General features: G+C 36.9%; 22 protein-coding genes and 1 other RNA gene. 11 read left to right on the plus strand and 12 right to left on the minus strand.

Going from position 1 to position 22,426, the window contains the following annotated elements; genetic code table 11:
• Positions 1 to 28 precede the first annotated feature (28 nt).
• The 5 genes from ACLBWE_RS08385 (at position 29) to ACLBWE_RS08405 (ending at position 6,677) form a co-directional block, all read left to right on the plus strand.
• Entirely contained in the window at positions 29 to 1,999 is a 1,971-nt protein-coding gene (locus tag ACLBWE_RS08385; protein ID WP_447602269.1) for an SGNH/GDSL hydrolase family protein, read from the plus strand.
• A complete protein-coding gene (locus ACLBWE_RS08390; RefSeq protein WP_447602271.1) occupies positions 2,000 to 2,422 on the plus strand; it encodes a C40 family peptidase in 423 nt (140 codons plus the stop codon).
• The gene (locus ACLBWE_RS08395; protein ID WP_447602273.1) at positions 2,423 to 4,912 is read left to right on the plus strand and encodes a phage tail protein; all 2,490 of its coding nucleotides are present in this window, start codon (positions 2,423 to 2,425) and stop codon (positions 4,910 to 4,912) included.
• Between the two features lie 63 nt (positions 4,913 to 4,975).
• On the plus strand, positions 4,976 to 5,359 hold the full coding sequence (locus tag ACLBWE_RS08400) for a hypothetical protein (RefSeq protein ID WP_000830091.1): 384 nt from the start codon (positions 4,976 to 4,978) through the stop codon (positions 5,357 to 5,359).
• A 775-nt stretch (positions 5,360 to 6,134) separates the two neighbouring features.
• Positions 6,135 to 6,677: a glycoside hydrolase family 108 protein gene (locus ACLBWE_RS08405; protein WP_447602276.1), complete on the plus strand. Its 543-nt coding sequence runs from the start codon at positions 6,135 to 6,137 to the stop codon at positions 6,675 to 6,677.
• A 153-nt stretch (positions 6,678 to 6,830) separates the two neighbouring features.
• Here the strand turns inward: ACLBWE_RS08405 and ACLBWE_RS08410 are convergent, their stop codons facing one another.
• The 11 genes from ACLBWE_RS08410 to ACLBWE_RS08460 form a co-directional block, all read right to left on the minus strand.
• Positions 6,831 to 7,493 carry a hypothetical protein gene (locus tag ACLBWE_RS08410; protein ID WP_447602278.1) on the minus strand — a complete coding sequence of 221 codons (663 nt, stop codon included), beginning with the start codon at positions 7,491 to 7,493 and terminating at the stop codon, positions 6,831 to 6,833.
• A 260-nt stretch (positions 7,494 to 7,753) separates the two neighbouring features.
• A complete protein-coding gene (locus tag ACLBWE_RS08415) occupies positions 7,754 to 8,440 on the minus strand; it encodes a hypothetical protein (RefSeq protein ID WP_447602280.1) in 687 nt (228 codons plus the stop codon).
• On the minus strand, positions 8,440 to 8,661 hold the full coding sequence (locus tag ACLBWE_RS08420) for a hypothetical protein (protein WP_272421537.1): 222 nt from the start codon (positions 8,659 to 8,661) through the stop codon (positions 8,440 to 8,442). The genes ACLBWE_RS08415 and ACLBWE_RS08420 overlap by 1 nt, the downstream gene beginning before the upstream one ends.
• A gap of 16 nt (positions 8,662 to 8,677) precedes the next feature.
• Positions 8,678 to 9,973, minus strand: coding sequence for a Y-family DNA polymerase (locus tag ACLBWE_RS08425; protein WP_447602282.1), 1,296 nt, complete (start codon positions 9,971 to 9,973; stop codon positions 8,678 to 8,680).
• A gap of 3 nt (positions 9,974 to 9,976) precedes the next feature.
• Positions 9,977 to 10,468, minus strand: a complete 492-nt coding sequence (locus ACLBWE_RS08430; RefSeq protein WP_447602284.1) for a LexA family protein — start codon at positions 10,466 to 10,468, stop codon at positions 9,977 to 9,979.
• A 115-nt stretch (positions 10,469 to 10,583) separates the two neighbouring features.
• Positions 10,584 to 11,228 carry an SOS response-associated peptidase gene (locus ACLBWE_RS08435; RefSeq protein ID WP_447602286.1) on the minus strand — a complete coding sequence of 215 codons (645 nt, stop codon included), beginning with the start codon at positions 11,226 to 11,228 and terminating at the stop codon, positions 10,584 to 10,586.
• A 13-nt stretch (positions 11,229 to 11,241) separates the two neighbouring features.
• Positions 11,242 to 13,185 (minus strand): hypothetical protein, encoded by a 1,944-nt coding sequence (locus tag ACLBWE_RS08440; protein ID WP_447602288.1) that lies wholly within the window; start codon positions 13,183 to 13,185, stop codon positions 11,242 to 11,244.
• Positions 13,186 to 13,493: 308 nt separating this feature from the next.
• Positions 13,494 to 14,846, minus strand: a complete 1,353-nt coding sequence (locus ACLBWE_RS08445; RefSeq protein ID WP_447602290.1) for a tyrosine-type recombinase/integrase — start codon at positions 14,844 to 14,846, stop codon at positions 13,494 to 13,496.
• 149 nt (positions 14,847 to 14,995) lie between these two features.
• Positions 14,996 to 15,179: non-coding RNA, 6S RNA (gene ssrS, locus ACLBWE_RS08450), on the minus strand.
• A gap of 188 nt (positions 15,180 to 15,367) precedes the next feature.
• Positions 15,368 to 15,652, minus strand: a complete 285-nt coding sequence (locus ACLBWE_RS08455; RefSeq protein ID WP_003652859.1) for a cell division protein ZapA — start codon at positions 15,650 to 15,652, stop codon at positions 15,368 to 15,370.
• Positions 15,649 to 16,209, minus strand: coding sequence for a hypothetical protein (locus ACLBWE_RS08460; RefSeq protein ID WP_042898254.1), 561 nt, complete (start codon positions 16,207 to 16,209; stop codon positions 15,649 to 15,651). Before ACLBWE_RS08460 ends, ACLBWE_RS08455 begins: the two co-directional genes overlap by 4 nt.
• A gap of 64 nt (positions 16,210 to 16,273) precedes the next feature.
• Between ACLBWE_RS08460 and ACLBWE_RS08465 the strand changes: the two genes are divergently transcribed.
• The 5 genes from ACLBWE_RS08465 (at position 16,274) to ACLBWE_RS08485 (ending at position 21,217) form a co-directional block, all read left to right on the plus strand.
• Positions 16,274 to 16,903, plus strand: coding sequence for a UPF0149 family protein (locus ACLBWE_RS08465; protein WP_042898255.1), 630 nt, complete (start codon positions 16,274 to 16,276; stop codon positions 16,901 to 16,903).
• A gap of 67 nt (positions 16,904 to 16,970) precedes the next feature.
• A complete protein-coding gene (gene pepP, locus ACLBWE_RS08470) occupies positions 16,971 to 18,290 on the plus strand; it encodes a Xaa-Pro aminopeptidase (RefSeq protein ID WP_447602293.1) in 1,320 nt (439 codons plus the stop codon).
• A gap of 31 nt (positions 18,291 to 18,321) precedes the next feature.
• Positions 18,322 to 19,530, plus strand: a complete 1,209-nt coding sequence (gene ubiH, locus ACLBWE_RS08475) for a 2-octaprenyl-6-methoxyphenyl hydroxylase (RefSeq protein WP_447602295.1) — start codon at positions 18,322 to 18,324, stop codon at positions 19,528 to 19,530.
• Positions 19,527 to 20,759: an FAD-dependent monooxygenase gene (locus ACLBWE_RS08480; protein ID WP_447602297.1), complete on the plus strand. Its 1,233-nt coding sequence runs from the start codon at positions 19,527 to 19,529 to the stop codon at positions 20,757 to 20,759. The genes ubiH and ACLBWE_RS08480 overlap by 4 nt, the downstream gene beginning before the upstream one ends.
• Before the next feature lie 206 nt (positions 20,760 to 20,965).
• A complete protein-coding gene (locus ACLBWE_RS08485) occupies positions 20,966 to 21,217 on the plus strand; it encodes a hypothetical protein (protein ID WP_003652849.1) in 252 nt (83 codons plus the stop codon).
• Between the two features lie 60 nt (positions 21,218 to 21,277).
• Here the strand turns inward: ACLBWE_RS08485 and ACLBWE_RS08490 are convergent, their stop codons facing one another.
• Positions 21,278 to 21,679: a MerR family transcriptional regulator gene (locus ACLBWE_RS08490; RefSeq protein WP_447602299.1), complete on the minus strand. Its 402-nt coding sequence runs from the start codon at positions 21,677 to 21,679 to the stop codon at positions 21,278 to 21,280.
• Positions 21,680 to 21,744: 65 nt separating this feature from the next.
• On the opposite strand from ACLBWE_RS08490, the gene ACLBWE_RS08495 reads away from it, so the two are divergent.
• Positions 21,745 to 22,386: a cation transporter gene (locus ACLBWE_RS08495; RefSeq protein WP_447602301.1), complete on the plus strand. Its 642-nt coding sequence runs from the start codon at positions 21,745 to 21,747 to the stop codon at positions 22,384 to 22,386.
• The last annotated feature ends 40 nt before the right edge of the window (positions 22,387 to 22,426 follow it).

Below are 22,426 nucleotides of genomic sequence, written 5' to 3' on the forward strand. Positions count from 1 at the left end.
TGCAGGGCTTTTTTTATGGGGGTAGAAAATGCCTTTACCGAATCTTACAGAAATTATTGGCAGCACAGTTACTAAAGGTGGCTTCCGTGATGTGATGGGGAAATTACATCAATATCTTGGAAATGAAGTTCCAACCAAAACAGATTTAACTACTGCTGTATCTGACAAAGTAACTCAAACATATGTAAACAATGCATTAGCAAGTTTTCAAAATGGTGCACTAAAAACTTATCCAACATTAGCGGAAGCTAATGCAGATATTGCGAATATTACTTTAAACACGAAAGTTGAAGTATTAAGCGCAACAGATGGTGGTTCATATTACAAGGCTTCTTCAGGTGCAACGACTTTAACTAAGAGTCCTTACGATCCTAAGACTACAGTTTTAGCTTATGTTGATAATGCTCTTAAAAAGGAATTGATAGAAAATTTATACAATTCGGCAAACAACTTTTCTGGCATTAACGTTAACCCAAGTGGCGGTGCTATTCGGGATAGCTCAAATGTTTCTGTCAATATTTTTCCAGTTGTACCGGGTAAAACCTATCAATTAAAAACTACAACGACAATTAATAAGAGCGTTGTAGTTTTAGGGACCTCGGCAACCTCGAATCATGAGGGTGGGAAACCAACCACTCTTATTGTTTTAAAAGACACGACAGATCCATTAATAAAAGAGTTCACTGTGCCTTATGGCCATAACTTTGGATTTCTAAATACTTATTGGGCAACGCAGTCGGTAGATATTCGTACAGGTACTTTAATTTCTTCAGATGGTTTTATCGAGGTTATCAAAAAAGCTGCTGGTGCCCCTGTTTACGATGAACCTGCACATGCAAAGATCAAAGTATTAGAAGCACAAGCATTACTTGAATCTGATATCGAGATGTCTACCGTAGATCTTTACGATATTAAGAAAGAAAAAGCAGGACTATATGTAAACCGTCTAACTTCTAATATTCTAAGTTATACCGTTTCTTCAACTGTTTTATTTAATGTTGAAGCGGGCAAAACTTATTACATTACCAGCCCTGCATTTTTATCAAATGCTTGTATTGGGTTGCTTTCTGAATCAGATATTGCACCCAACACAAATGTTCAAATTATTTTACTTACCGATCATTCAACAGGTGCAAAGACATTCACTGTGCCTGCTGACTCGCCGCATAGTTATGCTGTTTTTACTACGGCATTATCTTCTCAATCCTATGATGTGATTGGGCATGTGGTTATTCAAGACTCATCTAATCCCGCTTACGTAACTAAAATTAGAGGGGCAAATGTAATTGCCCAATTGCCTGAAAATTTTGAACAGCGTTTTGAGCTCTTAGAACATAAAGTTGACAGTATTGACGGAGTCTCTCCTTTAAGCGGTCTGGGTTGGGCCGTAATAGGTGATAGCCTCACGGAGCATAATTTTCGTACCAATAAAAATTACCATGACTATGTTTCAGATATGGTCGGGGGAATGAATATTTATAACTATGGTGCTAGTGGGCATGGTTGGGATAATAGAGCGAATGTCCCTAATAACATTACTCAAAATCCTGACATTGTTACTGTATTTTTAGGTCGTAATGATTTCGGCGTTAGAGCTCGCCCATTAGGTGAATTTGGTGACGGTACCGGAATTGAAACAGTTGCCGGATCTATTAATTTGTTACTAAGCAACTTAGTAAATAAATTTCCATTAAAAAAGCTTGGCATAATTTTGCCTTTGCCAAGTGCTGATAGTTATGGAATCGATGGTGGTAATCCTAATGCTTATGGCGTAACTATTCGCATGATTGCTGAATTGATTATTCAATACGCAAATCATTATGGAATTCCTTATTTGGATCTCTATAACGGTTCAGGTCTAGCCGTCTATAACAGTACAGCAAACTCATACTATTTTACCGCGCCCGGTCAAAGTGCTCCTGATGGTGTTCACCCAAATGATTTGGGACATCAGCGTATTGCACGATTAGTTAAAAAATTTCTGGAAAGTTTACTTTAAATGAAAAATCTAGAAGCAGTACAAGAGGCGCTTACGTGGCTTGGTACACCATACCATCACCAAGGCCGTGTTAAAAGCGTGGGAGTTGATTGCGGAACACTGATCTGTGAGGTCTACGAGAAAGTAGGACTCATGGATCATTTAGATCCACGGCCATATCCTCCAGACTGGCACATGCACCAGATGGGGCAACGCTATTTAGAACTCATTTTAGGTGTATGTGATCCAGTCGAAGGGCCACCGCAACCGGGTGACATCGTTTTATATCAATTCGGCAAGTGCATTAGTCATGGTGCAATTGTCATCGAGTGGCCAAATGTCATTCATAGCTATATGCATCAAGGAGTCATACTCCAAAATGGAACAAAAGGAAGTTTAGCCCGCCGTATAGCGGGCTTTTTTCGTATGAAGAGGCTTAAATAAATGGGTGGATTATTTGGCGGTACCACGATTAGTACTACAGATACCCGTATTAACTCTATGCGGATTCAACAATCAGCTTATGGGCTTTGTCAGCCTCTTGTGTATGGCAAAACACGTATAGCGGCTAATATGTTTTGGTATGGTGATTTTTTAGCAACACCTCATACAACTGTCACTAAATCTGGTGGTAAGGGTGGAAGTACTAAGACCAGTAACACTACATTTAGTTATAGTGCTTCGCTTATGCTTGGATTATGTGAAAACCAAATTAAGAAGATTGGCCTGATATGGGTTGATAAGGAGCAATTTGTTTCAAAACAAGAAGGTTCTATTGTTTTAGATCCTATTGATCAGCTTAAGTTTGAATTATTCGATGGAAACAATAATCCACCATGGGGCTGGTTAGTTTCAAAACATCCTAATCAGGCAATTAATTATCCCTACCTTGGATATGTGGCAGCTGCAAATTATGAAATGGGGAATAGTGCAAGCCTGTCTAATCATAACTTTGAAGTGATTAGTACAATTACTTTGTCAGATACTATTGATGATGCCAATCCAGCCGATGTAATTGAAGACTTTATTACGCATCCACGTCATGGTGCGGCGCCAAAACTAAACATGGCAGATTTAGAAGAGTTCCGTACTTATTGCCGAGCAGCCAATCTCTTAATTAGTCCAGCATTCACTGAACAACGTGCAGCCTATGAAACAATTAACGAGATTGTCGAAGCTGTAAATTGTGCTGTAGTACCAAGTCCAGACGGGTTAAAAATACGTTCTTTTGGCGATTCTGCGATTACAGGTAATGGTGTCACTTTTACTCCGGATCTCACACCGGTTTATCATTTAACTGATGATGATTTTATTAGTGATGATGAACCGGTAAGAGTACGCCGTAGCCGTGACACTGATGCCTACAATCACGTTCAGATTGAATATATCAATCGATATAACCAGTACAACACAGAAACTACTGAAGCGAAGGACCAAGCAAATATTGAGATGTTTGGCTTGCGTACTGAAGATCCAGTAGAAAACCATTATTTCTGTGAGCCAAAAATCGCTCGTCATGCTGCACAACTTCGCTTACAAAGATTGCTTTATGTACGTAATGAATATGAGTTTACTTTGGGTTGGAAGTACTGCCGGTTAGAACCAATGGATATTGTCACCATTACAGATGAAGCATTGGGCCTAAATCAATTTCCTATTCGTATTACACGTATTGAGGAAGATGAGTTCGGTGAGTTAACAATTACGGGAGAAGAGTTAGCTGTAGGTTCAAGATCTGCCATTGAATACGATTCACAAGCATCAAATGGCTATCAGGGGGGTAATGAAGAACCGGGTAATGTGAATGCACCTGTTATTTTTGAACCTCCGCTGGATCTGACAGACGGCAAAAATCAAGTTTGGGTTGCGGTTTCTGGTGGCATAAATTGGGGGGGCTGTAATGTTTGGGCCAGCCTTGATAATACGACTTATGAAATGATTGGCACTATTTACGGATCCGCAAGATACGGCCAATTAGTTACGGCAATTGATGCCGATGACACAGCTCTACAAGTTGAACTCAATACAGTAAGTCAGATTTTTAGCGGAACCTTAGAAGATGCACAAGCCGATCAAACACTTTGTAAAGTCGGTGATGAGTATTTCAATTATCAAGTTGCCACTTTAAACGGATCTGGTCTTTATACATTAAGTGATGTTTTGCGTGGACGTTTTGATGATGCGCAAAATCATAGTGCAGGTGAGCCGTTTGTACGACTTGATCGGGCTATCTTTAATTATCCTTTTAATGAAAATCTGGTGGGTAAACAGATATTCTTGAAGTTCACAAGCTTTAACGGTTTGGAGCGTAAAGAGCAAACATTAGATGAGGTAACAGCATACAGTTATACATTATCTGGTGGACGTCCTGCGGGTGTGAAAGGTCTATCGCTGCAATCGCCGTTTGTTGGTACTACGTTTAAGGTTCAATGGCAAAACTCAACCGGTGCAGATGGCTACCGTGTGCAAGTCTGGTCAAATGGCGCAATGATTCGTGAGGTTGATACAACCAATACAGATTATAGCTATTCAATTGAAGAAGCTAAAACTGATGGTATCGGCCGAGCTTATACAATACGTGTAGCAAGTAAGAACGGCAACCAGATCAGCACGTATGCTGAATTAAGTATTAGTAATCCGGTACCGCCAGTACTTCTAAATGTTTATACCTCAGCAACTATTGATTCAGTCACAGTGACATGGGTACCTAGCGAGGTTCCTGATCTGAAAGACTATGCTGTTTGGCTAAGCAGTACTTCTAATTTTGATCCAACACAAACGCCGCCTTCTTGGGCTGGCACAGAATTAACAACCACAATTGGAGGCTTACAACCAACAACCCCATATTATATTCGAGTTGCTGCACGTGATGTATGGGAAAACACAGTCTGGAATTATTCAAATCAGATTACTCAAAGTACTTCTGAAGGTTAATTTAAATTAATTCATAGCACCCAAACGGGTGCTTTTTTTTGACCAATATTTAAGGAGCCTATAATGGCTGAACCAATTAGCACTGCTGGAGCAAGTGCATTTTTTAAAATTTACGGTATGGCGATAGTTGTCATTTTAAGTACGGCTCTTATTGCACTTGTTGTGATGATGATACGGATGCCTAAGAACCCTCAAGAGTGGGCCGTAGGGCTGATTTGTACTGTGGTTTCAAGCATTACAGGAGGATCATTTTTTATTATGAAGTTTGGCTTACATGAGTGGGTAAACAATGTTTGGGGCGTTTTAGCACTTGGTGGGTTTTTCTTTGCATGTGGTTTACCTGGTTGGTTCATTGTACGTATCACAGCAAATTTTATAAACCAGCGGGAAGGTAAAAATATCGTTGAAGTGGTTAAAGAATTAAAGAAAGAAGTTAAAGGTGATTAATAAAAAAATTTAATGCCGCCTTCGGGCGGTTTTTTACTCAAAAATCACTGAATTTTACTAAATTTCAATACTCTGATTTTTATAAATTAATTTGAGAGTTGCACGTATAAGAGAGAAATTACCTGTTGACACTGCATGCCGCTAACTACTACGAAAAACTATCGACAAACAATATTATGAAACGACCACCTTCGGGTGGTATTTCATTTTTCACGGGTAGGAAAACGGGTATGAAGCGTGCGTCAACTAACAGAAACAATTTCTTAACAAAGTCAGCGGAAGTCCTTCCGCCTGATATAAAAAAACGAATGGGGGTAAAGTTCGTCTATTCATTCTATGGGAAGTAAGAAATGTACTTTATTCCAAAAAAGCAAAAACCCCAGTGCGCCAACACTGAGGTTTTGGATTATCTACTTTGAGCAAAGGAGACAACTACAAATATGCCTAATAAAGATACCAGTTTTTCAATTCACATGCTAGGTGCTGAAATGAACGTAATCAATCTAGGGCCGAATGAATTCATCAATTTATTTTATGTTTTGGTTGGAGCTTACGCATTATACAAGTTAATAAATTTGTTTATTAAATATGCTGAAAATCGACTGAACCTTAAATAATATGAACGATAAATACACATGGTGGGATGTAGGTAAGTCAATTAAGACATTCTCCATTCCCATATTACTATGGAAGCTAGATACCATAATACTAGCTCTCAAAACCTAAAAGCCGACCCATTAAAAGGTCGGTTTTTTTACATCTGAAGGAAAGTGAAATGAACATCGAACAATATCTTGAAGAACTCATTAAACGCGAAGGCGGGTATGTAAATAACCCAGCAGATAAGGGTGGGGCTACCAAATTCGGTATTACTGAAGCGGTAGCACGTGCTAATGGTTTTAAAGGCAATATGCGTGATCTGCCTTTAGATGTGGCCAAAGCCATTTATAAAAAACAGTATTGGACAGCCCCACGCTTTGACCAAGTGAATTCTATTTCTTCTGCAGTAGCTGAAGAGCTTTTAGATACAGGGGTAAATTGTGGCACCGGCTTTGCAAAACCTCTTTTGCAACGTGCTTTAAATCTTTTAAACAATCAAGGCAAAGCAGGGTGGCCAGATTTATCAGTAGATGGAATTTACGGGCCAGCCACACTAAACGCACTTAAAACGTATTTGGCCAAGCGTGGTAAAGATGGGGAGAAAGTTTTACTGCGAGTACTCAACATCATGCAAGGCCAACGTTACATTGAAATCTGTGAACGCAACCCTAGCCAAGAACAATTCTTTTATGGCTGGATCGCTAACCGGATATCATAATATGAAAACCTTTCATTGTAGGCGTTCTAAGTTTGCTTCGGTTCTAACAGCGCTGTGCATTCTATTATCAGGATGCTCAGCTCATACTATCAATAGTAATGTGAATGTAGGTATTTGTGTAAAAGCCCTTTGAGTAGGGTTTAACATATATTTCTATGCTTTTAGTTTCTCTATCGCTACTAGAATGTAACGTTCTTCAATATAACTTATAACGGGCATTAATTCTCTAGAAGCAAGCATAAAATGTGTAGCAACTTCATTATAGTTAGAATCATTACTTATCTTCATGCACACATCTGAGAATTTTTTAAATTCTGATTTAGCAAATGTTAGTTTATCTTTTACTACTTTATTATCTCCAGAAAAAAAATAAAAATTTTCAATCGATGCTACGGCTTTTAAAAAGCTAACTCTAATTTCAAGTAACTTTTTTTGTTTATGTTCTTTGAAATCAATAACTGCTAATTCAAGATGTCTTTGATCTCTAAGATCATAGGGAGTTGCAATTTGCCCATACAGCAATGTGATTTGCTCATCAAAAGACTCAAATTTTTCAATCATTATCAATGCTAGTTGTACTTCCATTGATTTATTATGTTGGGCCTTCCAATCATTGAAAAGATATGCCGCGATTATTGCTGCACCAATTGTAGTCAAAGCGGAAATCAAGCCTATTGTTAAAGTAAAAGCCTCTTTTAATGGGTTATCAATCGTATTGTGAGAATAAATTAATAATATAAAGAAGAAAAAAATAATGCATATTGAAATAATCCAAAAGCAAATATCTATCAATAAAGTCCTAAGTTCAGTCTTCATGGTTTTTTAAGTATCAATTTTTTATAGATTCTAATCTCAGATACTTTTTATGAGAAGAATTTATTTAAATTTTAGTAAAGACGCGCTGATATGATTCATAATTTGCATTTTTTATCAACTATCAAAGGTTGGCTAATTATTCTGCATTATTTGTTTAAGCTTTTAGATGCTGATTAAAATTGTTAAAAAAACAATTTATAAAATTTTGTACCTAATTTGCAATTGGCATTTTATTGCATAAAAAATTTAAATTGTGGACTCTATACTTTAAGTGAATTTAAAATTCTATTAACTTCATTGTCATCTATTAAATTTTGAAGATGAAAGTATTCTTCATATGCATTTCCGCACACATTGACAAACTCTGCAAAATCATTGACTGGGATCATAAAAAAATTAGTTATATCTGGGATTTTTTCGAAATAATCTTCCAGAATTTTAACTTTTAACGTAGAAGTTTTAGTTTCCTCTATAAGTAAATGGTAGTGCTTTAAATTCCTTATGAAAAATTTAAAATTCGTTTTTATTGTATTAGCAGTTCCTTTTATTGATTCTATTTTGGAATGGTACTCATCCTCGTGCGCCTTGATTTCAAGTTGTAATCCAACAAGAAATGGATATAGCTCCGTTTCTAAGTCACTCTGTTTTAATTGAAACTCAAGGATTGAATTAGATAATCGATCATAACTCTCAAGCACCTTTTTCGCATATTCATTGGAAACAGATTTGTTGTGTTGATCTCTCCAGTCATTAAATAAATTAGCTGCAATTATGGCGGCTCCTAACGTGGTCAAGCCTCCGAAGATTCCGGAGACTGTTGATAAACTATCTTTAATTGCTGTTACATCACCCCAATATTTAAATAGAATCCCTAACACACTCCAGATAAGGATAACTAAAAGAATGACTGATACTGAGATGCTGTAAGCAACAACATTTTTATTCATTAATCACCAACCGTTCCTAAAATTGGAATCATTTGTGGCCCTGTCATACGGGCTTTTCCAATGATCTCTACCAACTCATCATAAGTTAAATGAAAAGAATCTTCACTATCAAAAACATAGACCATGTTTTTCCCTTCATATTCTGGCGGCGTAGGTGGCACGAAGCGCTTAGGGATAAGTGTTTGAGTTAATTGTTCGTCAGTTAGTCGTGTAAAGTTCATTTTAGTTCCTCAAAAATTACTTAACGATTGGTAGTTGATCCCAAAGAAAGGGATTCTTGCTTAATTTGTCACGGGACATCGACCAGTTCCGATTGGGAACAAAACATGGTCCGACACTAATTTTTTTCTTTCCAAACTTGCTATGAATACCATCCATAGCCTTCATTAAACATTCCTTTTTCTCTATGTGCTCAAAGTCGGTTAAGAGGTCATAAGTGTGGCCAGATTTGGGCTCAAGTCCTGTCAGCAGTACGCCGCATTTCTTATATTTAATTCCTTCCTTATAAATCTCATCCACCATCCTTGTTGCAGCTCTTACAAAATCAATAGCGCAATCCGTAGGCTCAGAAAACGAACCTGTGATTGATTTATTGTAGAGCGGCACATTAGGATCGAAAGGGTTTGACTGAACGAAAGCAATCATACATCCGCATAAAAGCTCCTCTTCACGTAGCCTTTTACATGCATCCTGAGCATACATAGAGATTGCTTCTTTTAGATCTGTTAATTCAGTTACCCGACCGCCAAAGGACCGGCTTGCAACTATTTGCTTTTTTGAAGGGGGAGTGTGCTCGATATCAATGCATGAGATGCCCTGTAATTCGTAAATAGTACGAGCTATAACAATCGAGAATTTTTTCTGCATCTCGCGAGGCTCAGCACAAGCTAGATCAAGGACTGTATTAATACCCATTGATTGAAGCTTTTTTGAGTGCTTACGACCAATACCCCAAACTTCAGAAACGTCTATTTGGGCAAAGTAATATTCTTTGTTGCAAGGGTCCATATTCACTAAATCACAAACACCGTTAAAGCCTTGATTTTTCTTAGCTATATGATTAGATATCTTTGCTTCCGTCTTGCTGCGACCAATTCCTACGCACACGGGCAAACCAATCCATTTCCATATCTTTGCCCGCATATCGTGACCAACCTTCTCTAAATCAAAGTTCTTCTCATAAGCTGTGAAGTCTACAAAGCATTCATCAATCGAATAAGGTTCAACCTCTTCATCAGTTACGTACGAACTCAGAATCTTATGGAAACGTCTCGACATTTCTGCATACATTGCATAATTGCTTGAAAGTACGATTACGTTATGTTGCTGAACAATGTCTTTAATTTGGAAAAGTGGTACACCCATTTTTATATTTAGGGATTTTGACTCATTACTACGCGCAACGGCACACCCATCGTTATTTGACAAAACGATGACTGGTTTATGATTCAAAGATGGGTCAAAGACTCTCTCACATGAGACATACATATTATTGACGTCAATCAAGAAAAAGACTTTGTTCTCATGTTTCATGTGTTAATGCCGTGTCATCTTAATGATATGAGTGACAACACCCCAAATTATTAATTCTTGGCCATCTGTTAAATAGATATTTTTATATTCTGGATTTTCTGCTTTGAGCCATTTCTTCGACTCTTCAATCATTAAGCGCTTAACCGTAAAATCATTATCGATTAGTGCGACTACAATGTCGCCGTGTTTAGCATCTAAGCTACGATCGACAATCAATTCATCATTAATATCGATCCCTGCGTTGAGCATCGATTGAGAAGCAACTTTGACAATAAAGGTGGCAGTTTCATTTTTTATTAAATGCTCGTTCATATCGAGCGCTTTATCCACATAATCTTGTGCAGGGCTGGGAAAACCTGCCGATATCTTCTCAAGCGCATAAGGCACAAGCAAGTGAGTTGAAGGGATAACCTGCTTAAATGATAAGGCTTCAGATAAAACAGCATCTTGTAAATACGGCTTTATCTGGATAATGGATGGTGCAATTTCGCTCATAGAATACCCCTTAACTTGAATTTGTAACATATTCAAGATGATATGCTAGAGCTTAGTTAAATTTCAAATTTAAAAACTTGTGGATAAATAGTGACTAGTCGTAACTTGTCGCTCATTATTGTGCGTTTGGTCGGAATTTCTTCAATTCTGATCTAGGTTGTGCTACGAACTCATCAGCAGGCATATCTAAGAAAAATTCCTTAGCTTCTTCATGTTTACAGTGCAGCCAGTCATTTCTTAGTTCAGGTGGAATAACAATAATAGAGCGTTTTTCATCTGTGGGAGCATGGAACTGCTTCATGAAAGGGTGGTGGTCAGAATTAATTGTGAGCATGCTCATAGATCTGATTTCTTCGCCATTTACCTCTGCATATTCATAAATACCAGCAATCGTAAAAGGCATTTCGTCCTTCCTATAAATTCCCCACCATTCAGGCTTATCACTAATATACTTCGGCTCAAAGATTACATCAGCCGGTATTAAGCAAAATTGGTTTTTCTTCCATGCATTTCGAAAGCTCGGTTTTTCGTGAACTGTTTCCGTTCTGGCGTTGTAAGTGTTATGAACTTTTTTAAGATCCTTAACCCATGGAGCGACTAATCCAAATCTAGCTAAACGCCATTCCATTTGTTCTTTTTTAGAGAATAAGAGGGGAGCTTCATAGTTAGGGTAAATATGATCTTTATATTCAAATGTTGGCTCAAACAGATCCAACAAATGAATTCTATCTTTTGCGATTGGTTCGTAGTTCGAGCACATTGAAAAAATCCTATTAATTTTTAAATTTTCTATCTTTATAAAAATAACAATAGTAAAAATCTAGTTGATTTAGAATAGTATTATGGTAAAGCGTAAGCTCATCAATGAAATCAGTACCTTTAGACTTTGCGCGTTCAATTAAAAAAAGAAAATGAAAAATATTTATAAAATAAGAGTCTTGAAGACCAAGAGGATCTTCGATTTCGTTTTTAGTCTCTGGTTTTAGTATATCATCAGAAAATGCTTTAATTTTTTTATTGATATTTTTAACGAGCTCATTATTTTTAGGATTATTTGTTAAATTAATAGAGAAGAAAGGTAATGCTCTTAAAAAATTTTGAGCAATTAAAGGGTAATGTAAAGATTGATATTCTAAAGAGCTAATACTTATTTTATATATAGTTCTATCATTCATATATAAATTTTTACCGTCTCTAAAGTTTATTTCCTTAAAGTTTAATAAAAATCTTTTGTGTTTATTTAGCTGCGTTTGTGACTTAATGAGAGATTCAGATAAATCATTCAAAATATTATAACTATTGCCTGCTTTTGAATTGTCGGTAAGTACACGATGTTTAATCTCGAATAGAGCAATACTTTTTTGATTGTAAATAACTAAATCTAACTCCAAAGACTCAGAATTAATACCCATAGCGGTTCTTTGTGGACCTTTAACATCGTATTCATTATTTCCAATAAACTTCTGAGAGGTTGATTTTAGTGAGTGCTCCGCAAATTCTTCTAATATTAATCCCTGTTCATTGCTTTTTATGCCTTCTAGATAAAGTAGCTCAAGAAATATATAGTAAAACCCAATATAAAAAAATGAATGGTTTAGGAAAAACACTTTATCTAATATTTTTACAAAAGGTTTTTTCTTGTAATCAGCTTTATCCAAATCATAAATAGTATGGAATTTATTGTTTATAGATGTATGATTAATTAGTTTCGATATTTTGTTGGAGATTTCAATTGGATATTTATCATAAATTTTATGAATTTCTTCTGTAATATCTATAATTTCATTATGTGGCTTTGTATAGATAAATGAAGCTAATTCGAATGTTAAATTTAATTCTGGTGTGTTAAATTTATTATTAATAAAATTAAGATAATCTAAGATTGATTTAGGATCATATTGTTCAATTTTAAGTAATTGATCTCCTATAACATGATTATCAATTACTCTTAAGATTGATTCTGGTGAGCTATTTGTATACTTAAAATGAGAAAATGGATAATTTTGATATTGATATAGTGATATGTAATGTTTTGAAAATTCCAAAGCAGAGTCTAATCTAATAGTTTGAACATTTTGGGATAATGAAATTGGGTTAGAATGTTTTATTGCTTTGTTTAATATGTAACCCCAAGGATATATTTGTTTATCATGCTCTGTAATGAAAAAATAAAACTTAGTGTCAAAAAGTTTTTTTATTTTAGAAAAAATATACGAAATAGCATCAATACCAATTTTTTTAAATTTATTATCTATTATTTTTTCAATTTCTAGTACCTTTTTTTTATTAACTTTACCATTGTTAAAAAAGTTTCCTACTCCTTTTTCTTTAAAGAAAATTAATGATTCGCACAAACAATTTATTTCATCTGTTATAAATGCATGAATAGGTGTAAACATATTATTCTTTCTAGCATGTAAACAATATTTATAAGCATTTATAAAGTTGTCTTTATTGTTGTTGAATTTATTATCAAAATTGAAATTTGAAAAAATAAAACTTAAATTTTCATAAATTATTTTATAAATTTTTATATTGGATAACTTATATTGAATTAAAAAAGAGTTTTTTAGCTCAATACAGTAGCTGTAGCTATATGAATCCCCAATAAGAAGTGAATTTATCTTTTCATTAATTTGTTCAAGCATTAGTTTCTCTTGAATTGTAAAGATTTTATATTTTTTATGGGTTTTTAAAACAAAATCAAAATCAATCATCTTCTTACTCTGTAATAAGTGGTTTGAGCAATATCTTTAATTTTAGAAATAACTCAAGATAACCTTAAATAAATTTATAAATTACAACTTTCAACATGTTATATCCATTATTTCTTCTAATTTAGCTTCGTATCTCACTTATAACTATATAATTATTCTGCAAGCCTAAGGACCAACCAGACTCTTTATAGAGTGGCTTACCATATTTAATTGTGTGCTGGATATAAAAGTAAACCCAATCTTTCATTTGCTAATTCTCAATTTTTCAGTAAGTGATTCAATATTTAGGACTATCTTAACTAGCCAAACTATTCATGATATCTGCTTATAATAATATTGTTATGCTCAACCCACTTTTCTTGCATATTCCTTATTGATTTTTGTTCAAAGTAGATTCTGTTTTTTATCAAAGCTTTTGAAACATCAGATAGCACAACATTTTCAATCATATTCATAGCTTTACGTAGATCATCAAAAGTTACTTGGACATACCCATCGGTTACATCGTTGTCATCATCACCAACCATGTGATTGATGAGTTTTTTAATTGTGTAACTACCAATCGCTAGACTATTTGCGATAGTTCCGAAGGTTCTCCGCAAGTCGTGAAATGTAAATTCAATGCCAGTTGCTTCAGTTATCGTATGACGAGCTTCACGCTTATCAACGATATGTGAATCAAGCGTATCACCAGCGAAAACGTATTTATTATTGCCAGCAAGTTTTTTACGTTCCGCCAAGATATACCAAAGCATTTCTCCCATCGGTAGGAGAAGGTCTTCATGATTTTTCGGATCCTGAATTTTTATAGTTCCATATTTTAAGTCAACATTTGCCCATTCTAGTGTTTCACCTTCTTCTCTTCGGAATCCGGTTAGTATCAATAGAAGTAAGAAGTCCTGATTTGTGTAGGCACGATGATTTAAGTTTTGGTTGCCTGACCACCAATTTGCACACACAGCAAGTGACCAATCGTGAATTTGGTCTGCTCGAATATACCCTTTACGACGTTTTATCTTGTTCCATTTCTTCTCTTTATAAATAACCCCTACAGGGCTTTTTTCGGTGATAATTTTTTCATCATTATCGTTATATAGAATTGAGGCATTGAAGTTGTAGACAGCTGATAAAAACTTCATTGCAAGATTTGCTTGCGCTAAACTTCGCTCAGATAAATCCATATGTTTGTTTAAAGTCATTCTCTGAGAAATTTCAGTAATTTTGATGTTTTTCCAATCTTTAAAATAATCATTGGCACATCGGTCGTAAGCATTGATTGTATTAGCGCTTAGCTTCTTTTTACTTTTGTAGACTTCATAGGCTTGTTCAAGCGTTGGAATTAATTCATTTGCTTCTTTTTCGGTTTTAAAGTCATTCTTTAATTGTCTTTTTTGAGCAACCGGATCAATGCCTTGGTGCATCATTAACAATATTTTTTTAGCTTCTGTACGTGCTTGCTCAAGAGTATATACACCATGCTTACCAATAGACTTTCTTTTGTTTCGTCCATCAGGCATTCTCGTTTCAACAAAATAGGTTTTCGACTTTGTTGAAATTAAGCCAAAGCCAATAGTAACTGAGTCACGATAAAATTTACTTCCGCTTTCTTCGAGGGGGATGCTATCGATAAATGTTTTAGTAAGCTTATATCTTTGGGTCATGGTGACTTAAAAAGTACGAAACGATACGCAGCAATATACCACAATATTTTTGAAGCCTACTATAAGCCTATTTTTGATTAATTTGGTGAGAAATAATAGGTTTTTAAGTTGATGTTTCTTGTCTTAAGTTGTTGTTTTTATAAGTAAATAGATGCTCCGAAGATGCCGCTGCATGTGTCGTTACCCTGAACCCGATGAGTTCAAGGTGGAGGCGACGTATACTTGCTGGGTTTCCTACACGAAGGTAGGCATACACTCTAAATATACAGAACACATCCATAAGTTTAAGTATCGGCAGGGGAATAGACCCGCTGGCGAACATCCCAGAGACAGTTTAAGTATAACCGATCTGACCATGTTGGCAATCACCTAAACCTCTGGAACTGTAAACTTAGTTTGCGTTTGATGAAGCTTTGTACACTAACAAGCATAAAATAATTTTCAATTGTCCTAATAGTCTAAATAAAAAACGCCTTGCATCTATTATTCATAGAGCAAGGCGTTTTTATATGGATAGTTTATTAAACAATTTGTTCAACATCATCCAAGATCGTTTGCAGTAAACGTTCACAGTGAGTGTATTCTTGCAAAGACTTATTAAGGCTCAGTACTTCTTGAGTCAATTGTAGAGCAACCATAATGACCAATTTGTTGTGCTCCACACGTGGAGCGCTACGACGCATCTCATTAAATTTTTCATTGAGAAGTTCTGCTGCACGTTCAAGTTCATCTTTTTTATCTAAAGTAGTCGCGAGTCTAAAGGTCTGCTCAATCAGCCTAAGCTCTACCATGACTTGTTCACTCATGATTGGGTCTCCTCACCAGTTTCAGCATTAGGATGGGCAAGCTGCTGAATTTCTTGAGCATGCTGATCTTGGGCAGTACCTAAAATTCCTAAACGTTGAATAATGGCTTCAACTTTTGATTTGGCAAGCTCATTTTTTTGTAACAAACGATCACGATCTTGTTGTAAATCATGAAGCTCTTGTTGGGTTTGACGCTGGTGGGCTTGTAACTTTTCTTTGGCAACACGTAATTCATTTCGTTCGGCAAGAATTTCTTGAAAACGATTTTTTAAATCAGTCGTACTTTTTTCTAATCGGCTATAACGTTCAGCAAGTGTGTTAGCATCCTGATTCAATTGTTGAAATTGACCTTTTAACTGAGATAACTGCTCAGTTACCGACTCAATTTCCTCTTGTTTTTTAGTGATAATACTATTTTTTTGCACAACTTGTGCGTGATGCTCTGTTTCAGCCAGTTCATTAGCTTCTGAGAGTGCCGCATGTTCACTCTCTAAATGATGTAAGCGTGTTTTTAATACGCTAATATGCGCTTGTAGCCGCTGTAATTGTTCTAACATAACGAGGTCGCACAGAATTGCAATCAAAGGTAATATATACAAAGTATAGAGATTGGATAAACGAATGCAAGACGATATTTCAGGCTGGACAGATTGGAACGCTCATTTTGAAGGAATTGAAGAAATTTCAAGCCCTAGTGAGTTACATGGTCTGTTAACAGGTATTGTTTGTGTGACAGAAGCGCCAACGCGTGAAGAATGGTCACAAATTTTAACAACCCTTAATGTGCCAGAGTTAAGTGAAGATGCTTTAGCACTTTTAACTGATGAAGCAGACGATGTCGTTCACGCTATATCTGATGATGAATTAGATTATTTACCAATGCTTCCTGATGATGAACATACGCTTCAAGAACGTGTACAAGCATTATCAGATTGGTGTGCGGGTGTTGTATTAGGTTTTGGGCTGGCATCGGGTCATATTCGTGATGATGAACGTGAGTTGATTGAGAACCTTCAAGATATTGCAGCGGTCGAATTTGAAGACTCTGATAATGATGAGGAAGGTGAAAGCAGTTACGAAGAATTGTATGAATTTGTACGCTTAATACCTGTAAGCTTGTCTATTGGTAGAAAAAAAATCACTGTAGCTGACAGTTCTTTATTGAAAAACTTTCATGCAAAAATTAAATCTGCTGCTGTAGACACAGAACAAACTATTGTAGAAATGTTTACTCCACATCGCCCAAGCTAATTGAGGCGATGTGTTATTGGTTGTATTTTATTTTTTGACTTTAAAATTCTAAATCAAGTAGATCATTATGAAATTGCCTCAAGCTGATTTTCGACATCGTAGAGACCGTCTGGCAGAAAAAATGGGTCCAAACAGTATTGCAATTATTGCAACGCGTGAGGAAATGTACCGTAATCGTGATGCGGATTATAGATTTCGTGCCGATAGTAGTTTTTTCTATTTGACTGGCTTTGCTGAGCCTGAGGCAGTTGCTGTCATTGAAACTTTCGAGGACGATGAGTATAGCTATAGTCTTTTTTGCCGTGAACGTAATCGTGAGATGGAAATCTGGAATGGTTACCGTGCAGGCATTGATGGTGCAATTGAAGACTATGACGCAGATGAAGCATATGCAATTGATTTGCTTGATGAAGAGATTATTGAAAAGTTATTAAATAAAGAGCGTCTTTATTATCGGATTGGGCACAATGCTGCGTTTGATGCACGGGTGAGCCAGTGGATTAAACAAGCAGATGCCGAGCACCGACATGAGAGCGCTCCAGCTCAACTGGCACAGCTCGACCGTATTGTGGATGAAATGCGTTTAGTCAAGTCACCACAAGAACTTGAGCTGATGCAAATTGCTGCAAATATTAGTGCTGAAGCGCATACGCGTGCGATGCAAATGGTACGTCCAGGCATGATGGAATATGCACTTGAAGCTGAGCTGAATTATATATTTGGGCAAAACGGTTGTGTGCCTTCTTATAACAGTATTGTTGGTGGTGGTGCTAATGCTTGTATTTTGCACTATGTTGAAAATAACCAACCACTCAAAGATGGTGATTTAGTCTTGATTGATGCAGCTTGTGAATATGAGTTTTATGCATCGGATATTACCCGTACTTTCCCAGTAAATGGCAAATTTAGTGCTGAACAAAAAGCCTTATATGAAGTTGTATTGGCTTCTCAATATGCAGCAATTGACGCAGTTCGTATTGGCAATTCTTACCGTGAACCTCATGAAGTTGCAGTCAAAATTTTAACTGAAGGCTTAGTTAATTTAGGTTTGCTCAAAGGTGATGTTAATCAACTCATCGAAACCGAAGCATATCGTCAGTTTTATATGCATGGCACAGGTCATTGGCTAGGTATGGATGTACATGATGTTGGATCTTACAAAAAAGGTGAAGACTGGCGTCAATATGAAGAGGGTATGGTTGTTACAGTTGAACCTGGTTTATACATTGCGCCAGATGATGAAACTGTAGATGAAAAATGGCGTGGTATTGGTATTCGTATTGAAGATGATGTGGTCGCAACGTCGAAAGGGCCACGAGTTTTAACTGCCAATGTAGTTAAAGATATTGCAGATATTGAACATTTAATGGCGCAAGCTAAAGCATAATTAAACGTATTCGCCAAAGGAGCAAAACTCGATGCAACAACAAGTGATTATTGTAGGTGGGGGTATGGTTGGTTTGAGCCTTTCACTCATGCTAGCGAAGGCCAATATTGCAGTAAAGCTATTGGAAGCTGTGAAATACCCAAACTATGATGATCAAAATGTTGCCCCTTATCATTCGAGTTTTGATGCACGTAATACGGCTTTATCACGTCGTAGTGTGCAAATTTATCAAAAGCTAGGGTTGTGGGATGCATTACAGCAACATGCTACTCCAATTTTACAAGTCCACATTACTGAGCAAGGCAGTTTTGGTAAAGCACGTTTAATCGCAGAACAAGAAAAAGTCGAAAGCTTTGGGCAGGTGATTGAAAATGCTTGGCTTGGTCGTGTGCTGTTAACTCAAGTGCGTCAGCAACCTTTGATTGAGCTAATTGATGGCGTACAGGTTACAGCTTTAACTCAAGATGCTGAACAAGTACATATTGAAGCTCAGCGTGGTGAGGAAACCTTAAAGCTTGACTCAAAATTATTAATTGCGGCTGATGGACGTGATTCTTTTTGTCGTCAGGCAATTGGTGTCGGTGTTGATGTTCATGATTATGATCAGGTTGCAATTGTCACTACCGTTCAGACATCGAAACCGCATGAGCATGTTGGTTTTGAGCGTTTTAGTGCATTAGGGCCTTTAGCCTTATTGCCTTTACCGGGTGAATATCGCCGTTCGGTTGTATGGCCTGTGAAAAAAGGCACTGAAAATGAATGGCTAGGCGAAGAAAATGACCAACACTTCTTAAGTGCCTTGCAACAAACCTATGGTGACCGAGCGGGTAAATTTGAAAAAACGGGTAAACGTTTTAGCTATCCACTTTCACAAGTGCTTGCACATAAACAAGCTGTTGGCCGCGTTATTTTAATGGGTAACGCAGCGCATACAATTCATCCGGTTGCAGGACAAGGCTTTAATTTATGTCTACGTGATGCAGATGTTTTGGTGCGTTATTTAGTGAACCAGTTAACCACTTCTGATGATTTGGGTAACCCTGATAATTTACTTGCCTATGAACAATCTCGTTTATCAGATCAGCAGCGAGTAATTAAGTTCTGTGACACTGTAGTCCGTGGCTTTAGTAACCAAAATCCATTATTAAAATTAATTCGTAATACAGGATTAATTGCATTTGATGTTATTCCAGGTGTAAAACCGTTGGTGGCTAATTATGCAATGGGGTTAAAAGCATGAGTGAAGTGTTGGATGTCGTCATTGTTGGTGGTGGATTGGTTGGTGGTTTAACTGCTTTATTACTTGCGCAAGGTGGGGTACAACCCACAGTGCTTGATGCGGCTCCTGTACTTGATGTTGAGAAAACATTAAGCGTGATGAATCCACGTGTTTTAGCGCTTAGCCAAGCGACCATTCATTTGCTTAAAACGGTAAATGTTTGGGATGATCTTGCGCGTCAAATGCCTTATACGGGCATGCAGGTATGGAATCTTAATGGCTATGGTGAAATTAATTTTGGCCATGAGTCCATACAAAGACCGATGCCGGAACAAGCGTTAGGTTCTATGGTTGAACCGAGTGTATTAAATGTTGCCATTCAACAAAAAATGTTGGAGCAATTAACAGATTACCGTACCCAAGTTCGTGTTACTCGTATTGAGCAGGGTGTTGGATGTTGGCATATTCAATTGGCAGATGGTACTACGCTTAAAACTAAACTGCTGATTGGTGCAGATGGCGCTAATTCATTTGTACGTGAACAGGCTTTTATTGACCTCGATGTACTGGATTACAAACAAGCAGCCATTAGCTGTGCCATTAAAACTGCAAAACCCCATCATTATGTTGCCCGTCAAATTTTCTTACCTACAGGACCTTTGGCATATTTACCTATGGCAAGTCTTGAAGAAACTGAAAACGGATACTGGCAATCAATTGTTTGGACACTACCAGATGATTATGCCGATGAATATTCAGCTTTAAACGATACTGCGTTTATGCAGCTTTTAACTCAAGAAAGCCAACACATGTTGGGTGAGGTGTTAGACGTTCGTTCCAGAGCACAATTCCCGCTGAAAGCTCGCGCTGCAAAACAATACGTAAAAGCAGGCTTAGCTTTGATTGGTGATGCCGCACATGTGATTCATCCACTTGCTGGACAAGGGGTAAATATTGGCTGTCTTGATGCAGCAGTACTGTGTGACGTGTTGCTTCACGATTTAAGCCGTGGTGTATGGGCACATGATCAAACTTTAATGCGCTATGAGCATCGCCGTAAAGGTCAGAATGATGCAATGATGCATAGCATGTCGGCAATTGGTTGGCTTGAAAGTAGTGAGTTATTCCCAATCGTTTGGGCTCGTAATATGGGCCTTAAGCAAGTTGAGCAGATTCCGGTTTTAAAAGATAAATTTATGCAACAAGCAAATGGTTTAGGGGCTTTACAAAGTACCCGCTATAGGCATTAAAATATTTACTGGGCCTATACTCTACTAAGCGAATTAAATGCCAGTAGATATTTTTTGAACAATCATTTATATATCATTACGAATTTGGTCATAAAAGATACGGAATTGACCAAATTGGCTCTTTGCTAAATGCAAAGAGGTTGCTAAATTTCTGAGGTCTTGGGACCATAGCAATGATGCAATAAAATCATTCTGGGGAGTGTGAAATGTCAGATATCAATGATTATGAAGATGCAGAAGATTCTGCTGTAGATGAAGATGAAGCGAAAGCAGCAGAAAGCGGTGCAGCTGATGAAGAAGCAGGCAGTATGAGTGATACTGATCTTGCTGAGGCAGAAACGCTGACTGTCACTGCTAAACAGAAACAGCGCCAAGCGCTGGAAGATGAAATCGCTGCATTTTTAGCTCGGGGTGGGAGAATTACCGAAGTTCCTCCTGATGAACATAGCGACCATTAATCTTAAAAAAGCATCACATGAGTGGTGCTTTTTTATTTGTATGAATTTACTAAAACAGGTTTAAGGAGAGCTTTGCAGTTCTTTTAAAATCCCACACTCATCCACTGTTCGATTGGTAGAGCAGTGCTGTTTTAAATCAATTAAAGATTCTTTTAGAAGCAATAATCGTTCAATTTTTTCTGATACTTCATTTAAGTATTTATCTACTAAATTATCAATTTTCGTACATGCCTGTTTAGGTTCAGCTTTCATTTCTTTTAACGTTTTAATATCACTGAGTGAAATATCTAATTCGCGGCAATGTTTAATAAACAGTAGGTCGCCAAGTGTTTGCTCGTTGTAAATACGATAATTATTCTCTGAACGTTGGATACGATCAAGTACACCTACTTTTTCGTAATAACGGATCGTATCAATGGGAACATCCGCTTTTTTTGATAATTGACCAATAGAAAGACTCATAAGGCTTGACTCTGGAGCTACTCAAGGGTTTTTAATCACTATAAAAGAGTTTTAGAGGAAATAAAATGGCTGGATGTGGTTGTGCTTCAACATGTTCTCCTTCAAAGAAAGTGAGTCCACGGTTTAGAAAAGCGTTATGGATTGCACTTATCATTAATGCATTGATGTTCGTAGTTGAAATCTTGGGTGGTTACAAAGCCCAATCTGTTTCACTATGGGCAGATGCATTAGATTTTGCCGGAGATGCAGCAAACTATGCGTTATCGTTAGTTGTTCTTTCGATGAGCTTATATTGGCGTGCAACAGCGGCATTAATGAAAGGATTAACGATGACAGCTTTTGGCGTTTTTGTTATTGCAAAAGTGGTGTGGTCATATTTTCATGGTGTTCCACCTGAACCTATGGTCATGGGCGCAATTGGCGTGATGGCTTTAATTGCGAATGTTTCAGTTGCTCTGATGCTTTATGCATTCCGTGATGGAGATGCCAATATGCGTTCTGTTTGGTTGTGCAGCAGAAACGATTCTATTGCCAATGTTGCTGTAATCTTAGCGGCGGTTGGGGTATTTGGAACAGGCAGTGTATTTCCCGATTTATTTGTTGCCTTTGTCATTGCCTACTTAGGTGTATCTTCTGGTTATGCTGTTATAAAGCAATCACAGCAAGAAAGAAAACAGTCAAAGCTGGTGTTGGGTTCTCAAGCATAATTTTGAGCGCATAAAAAGTACCATTGAAACATGGTACTTT

The organism is Acinetobacter sp. M5A5_2a (assembly GCF_053345265.1).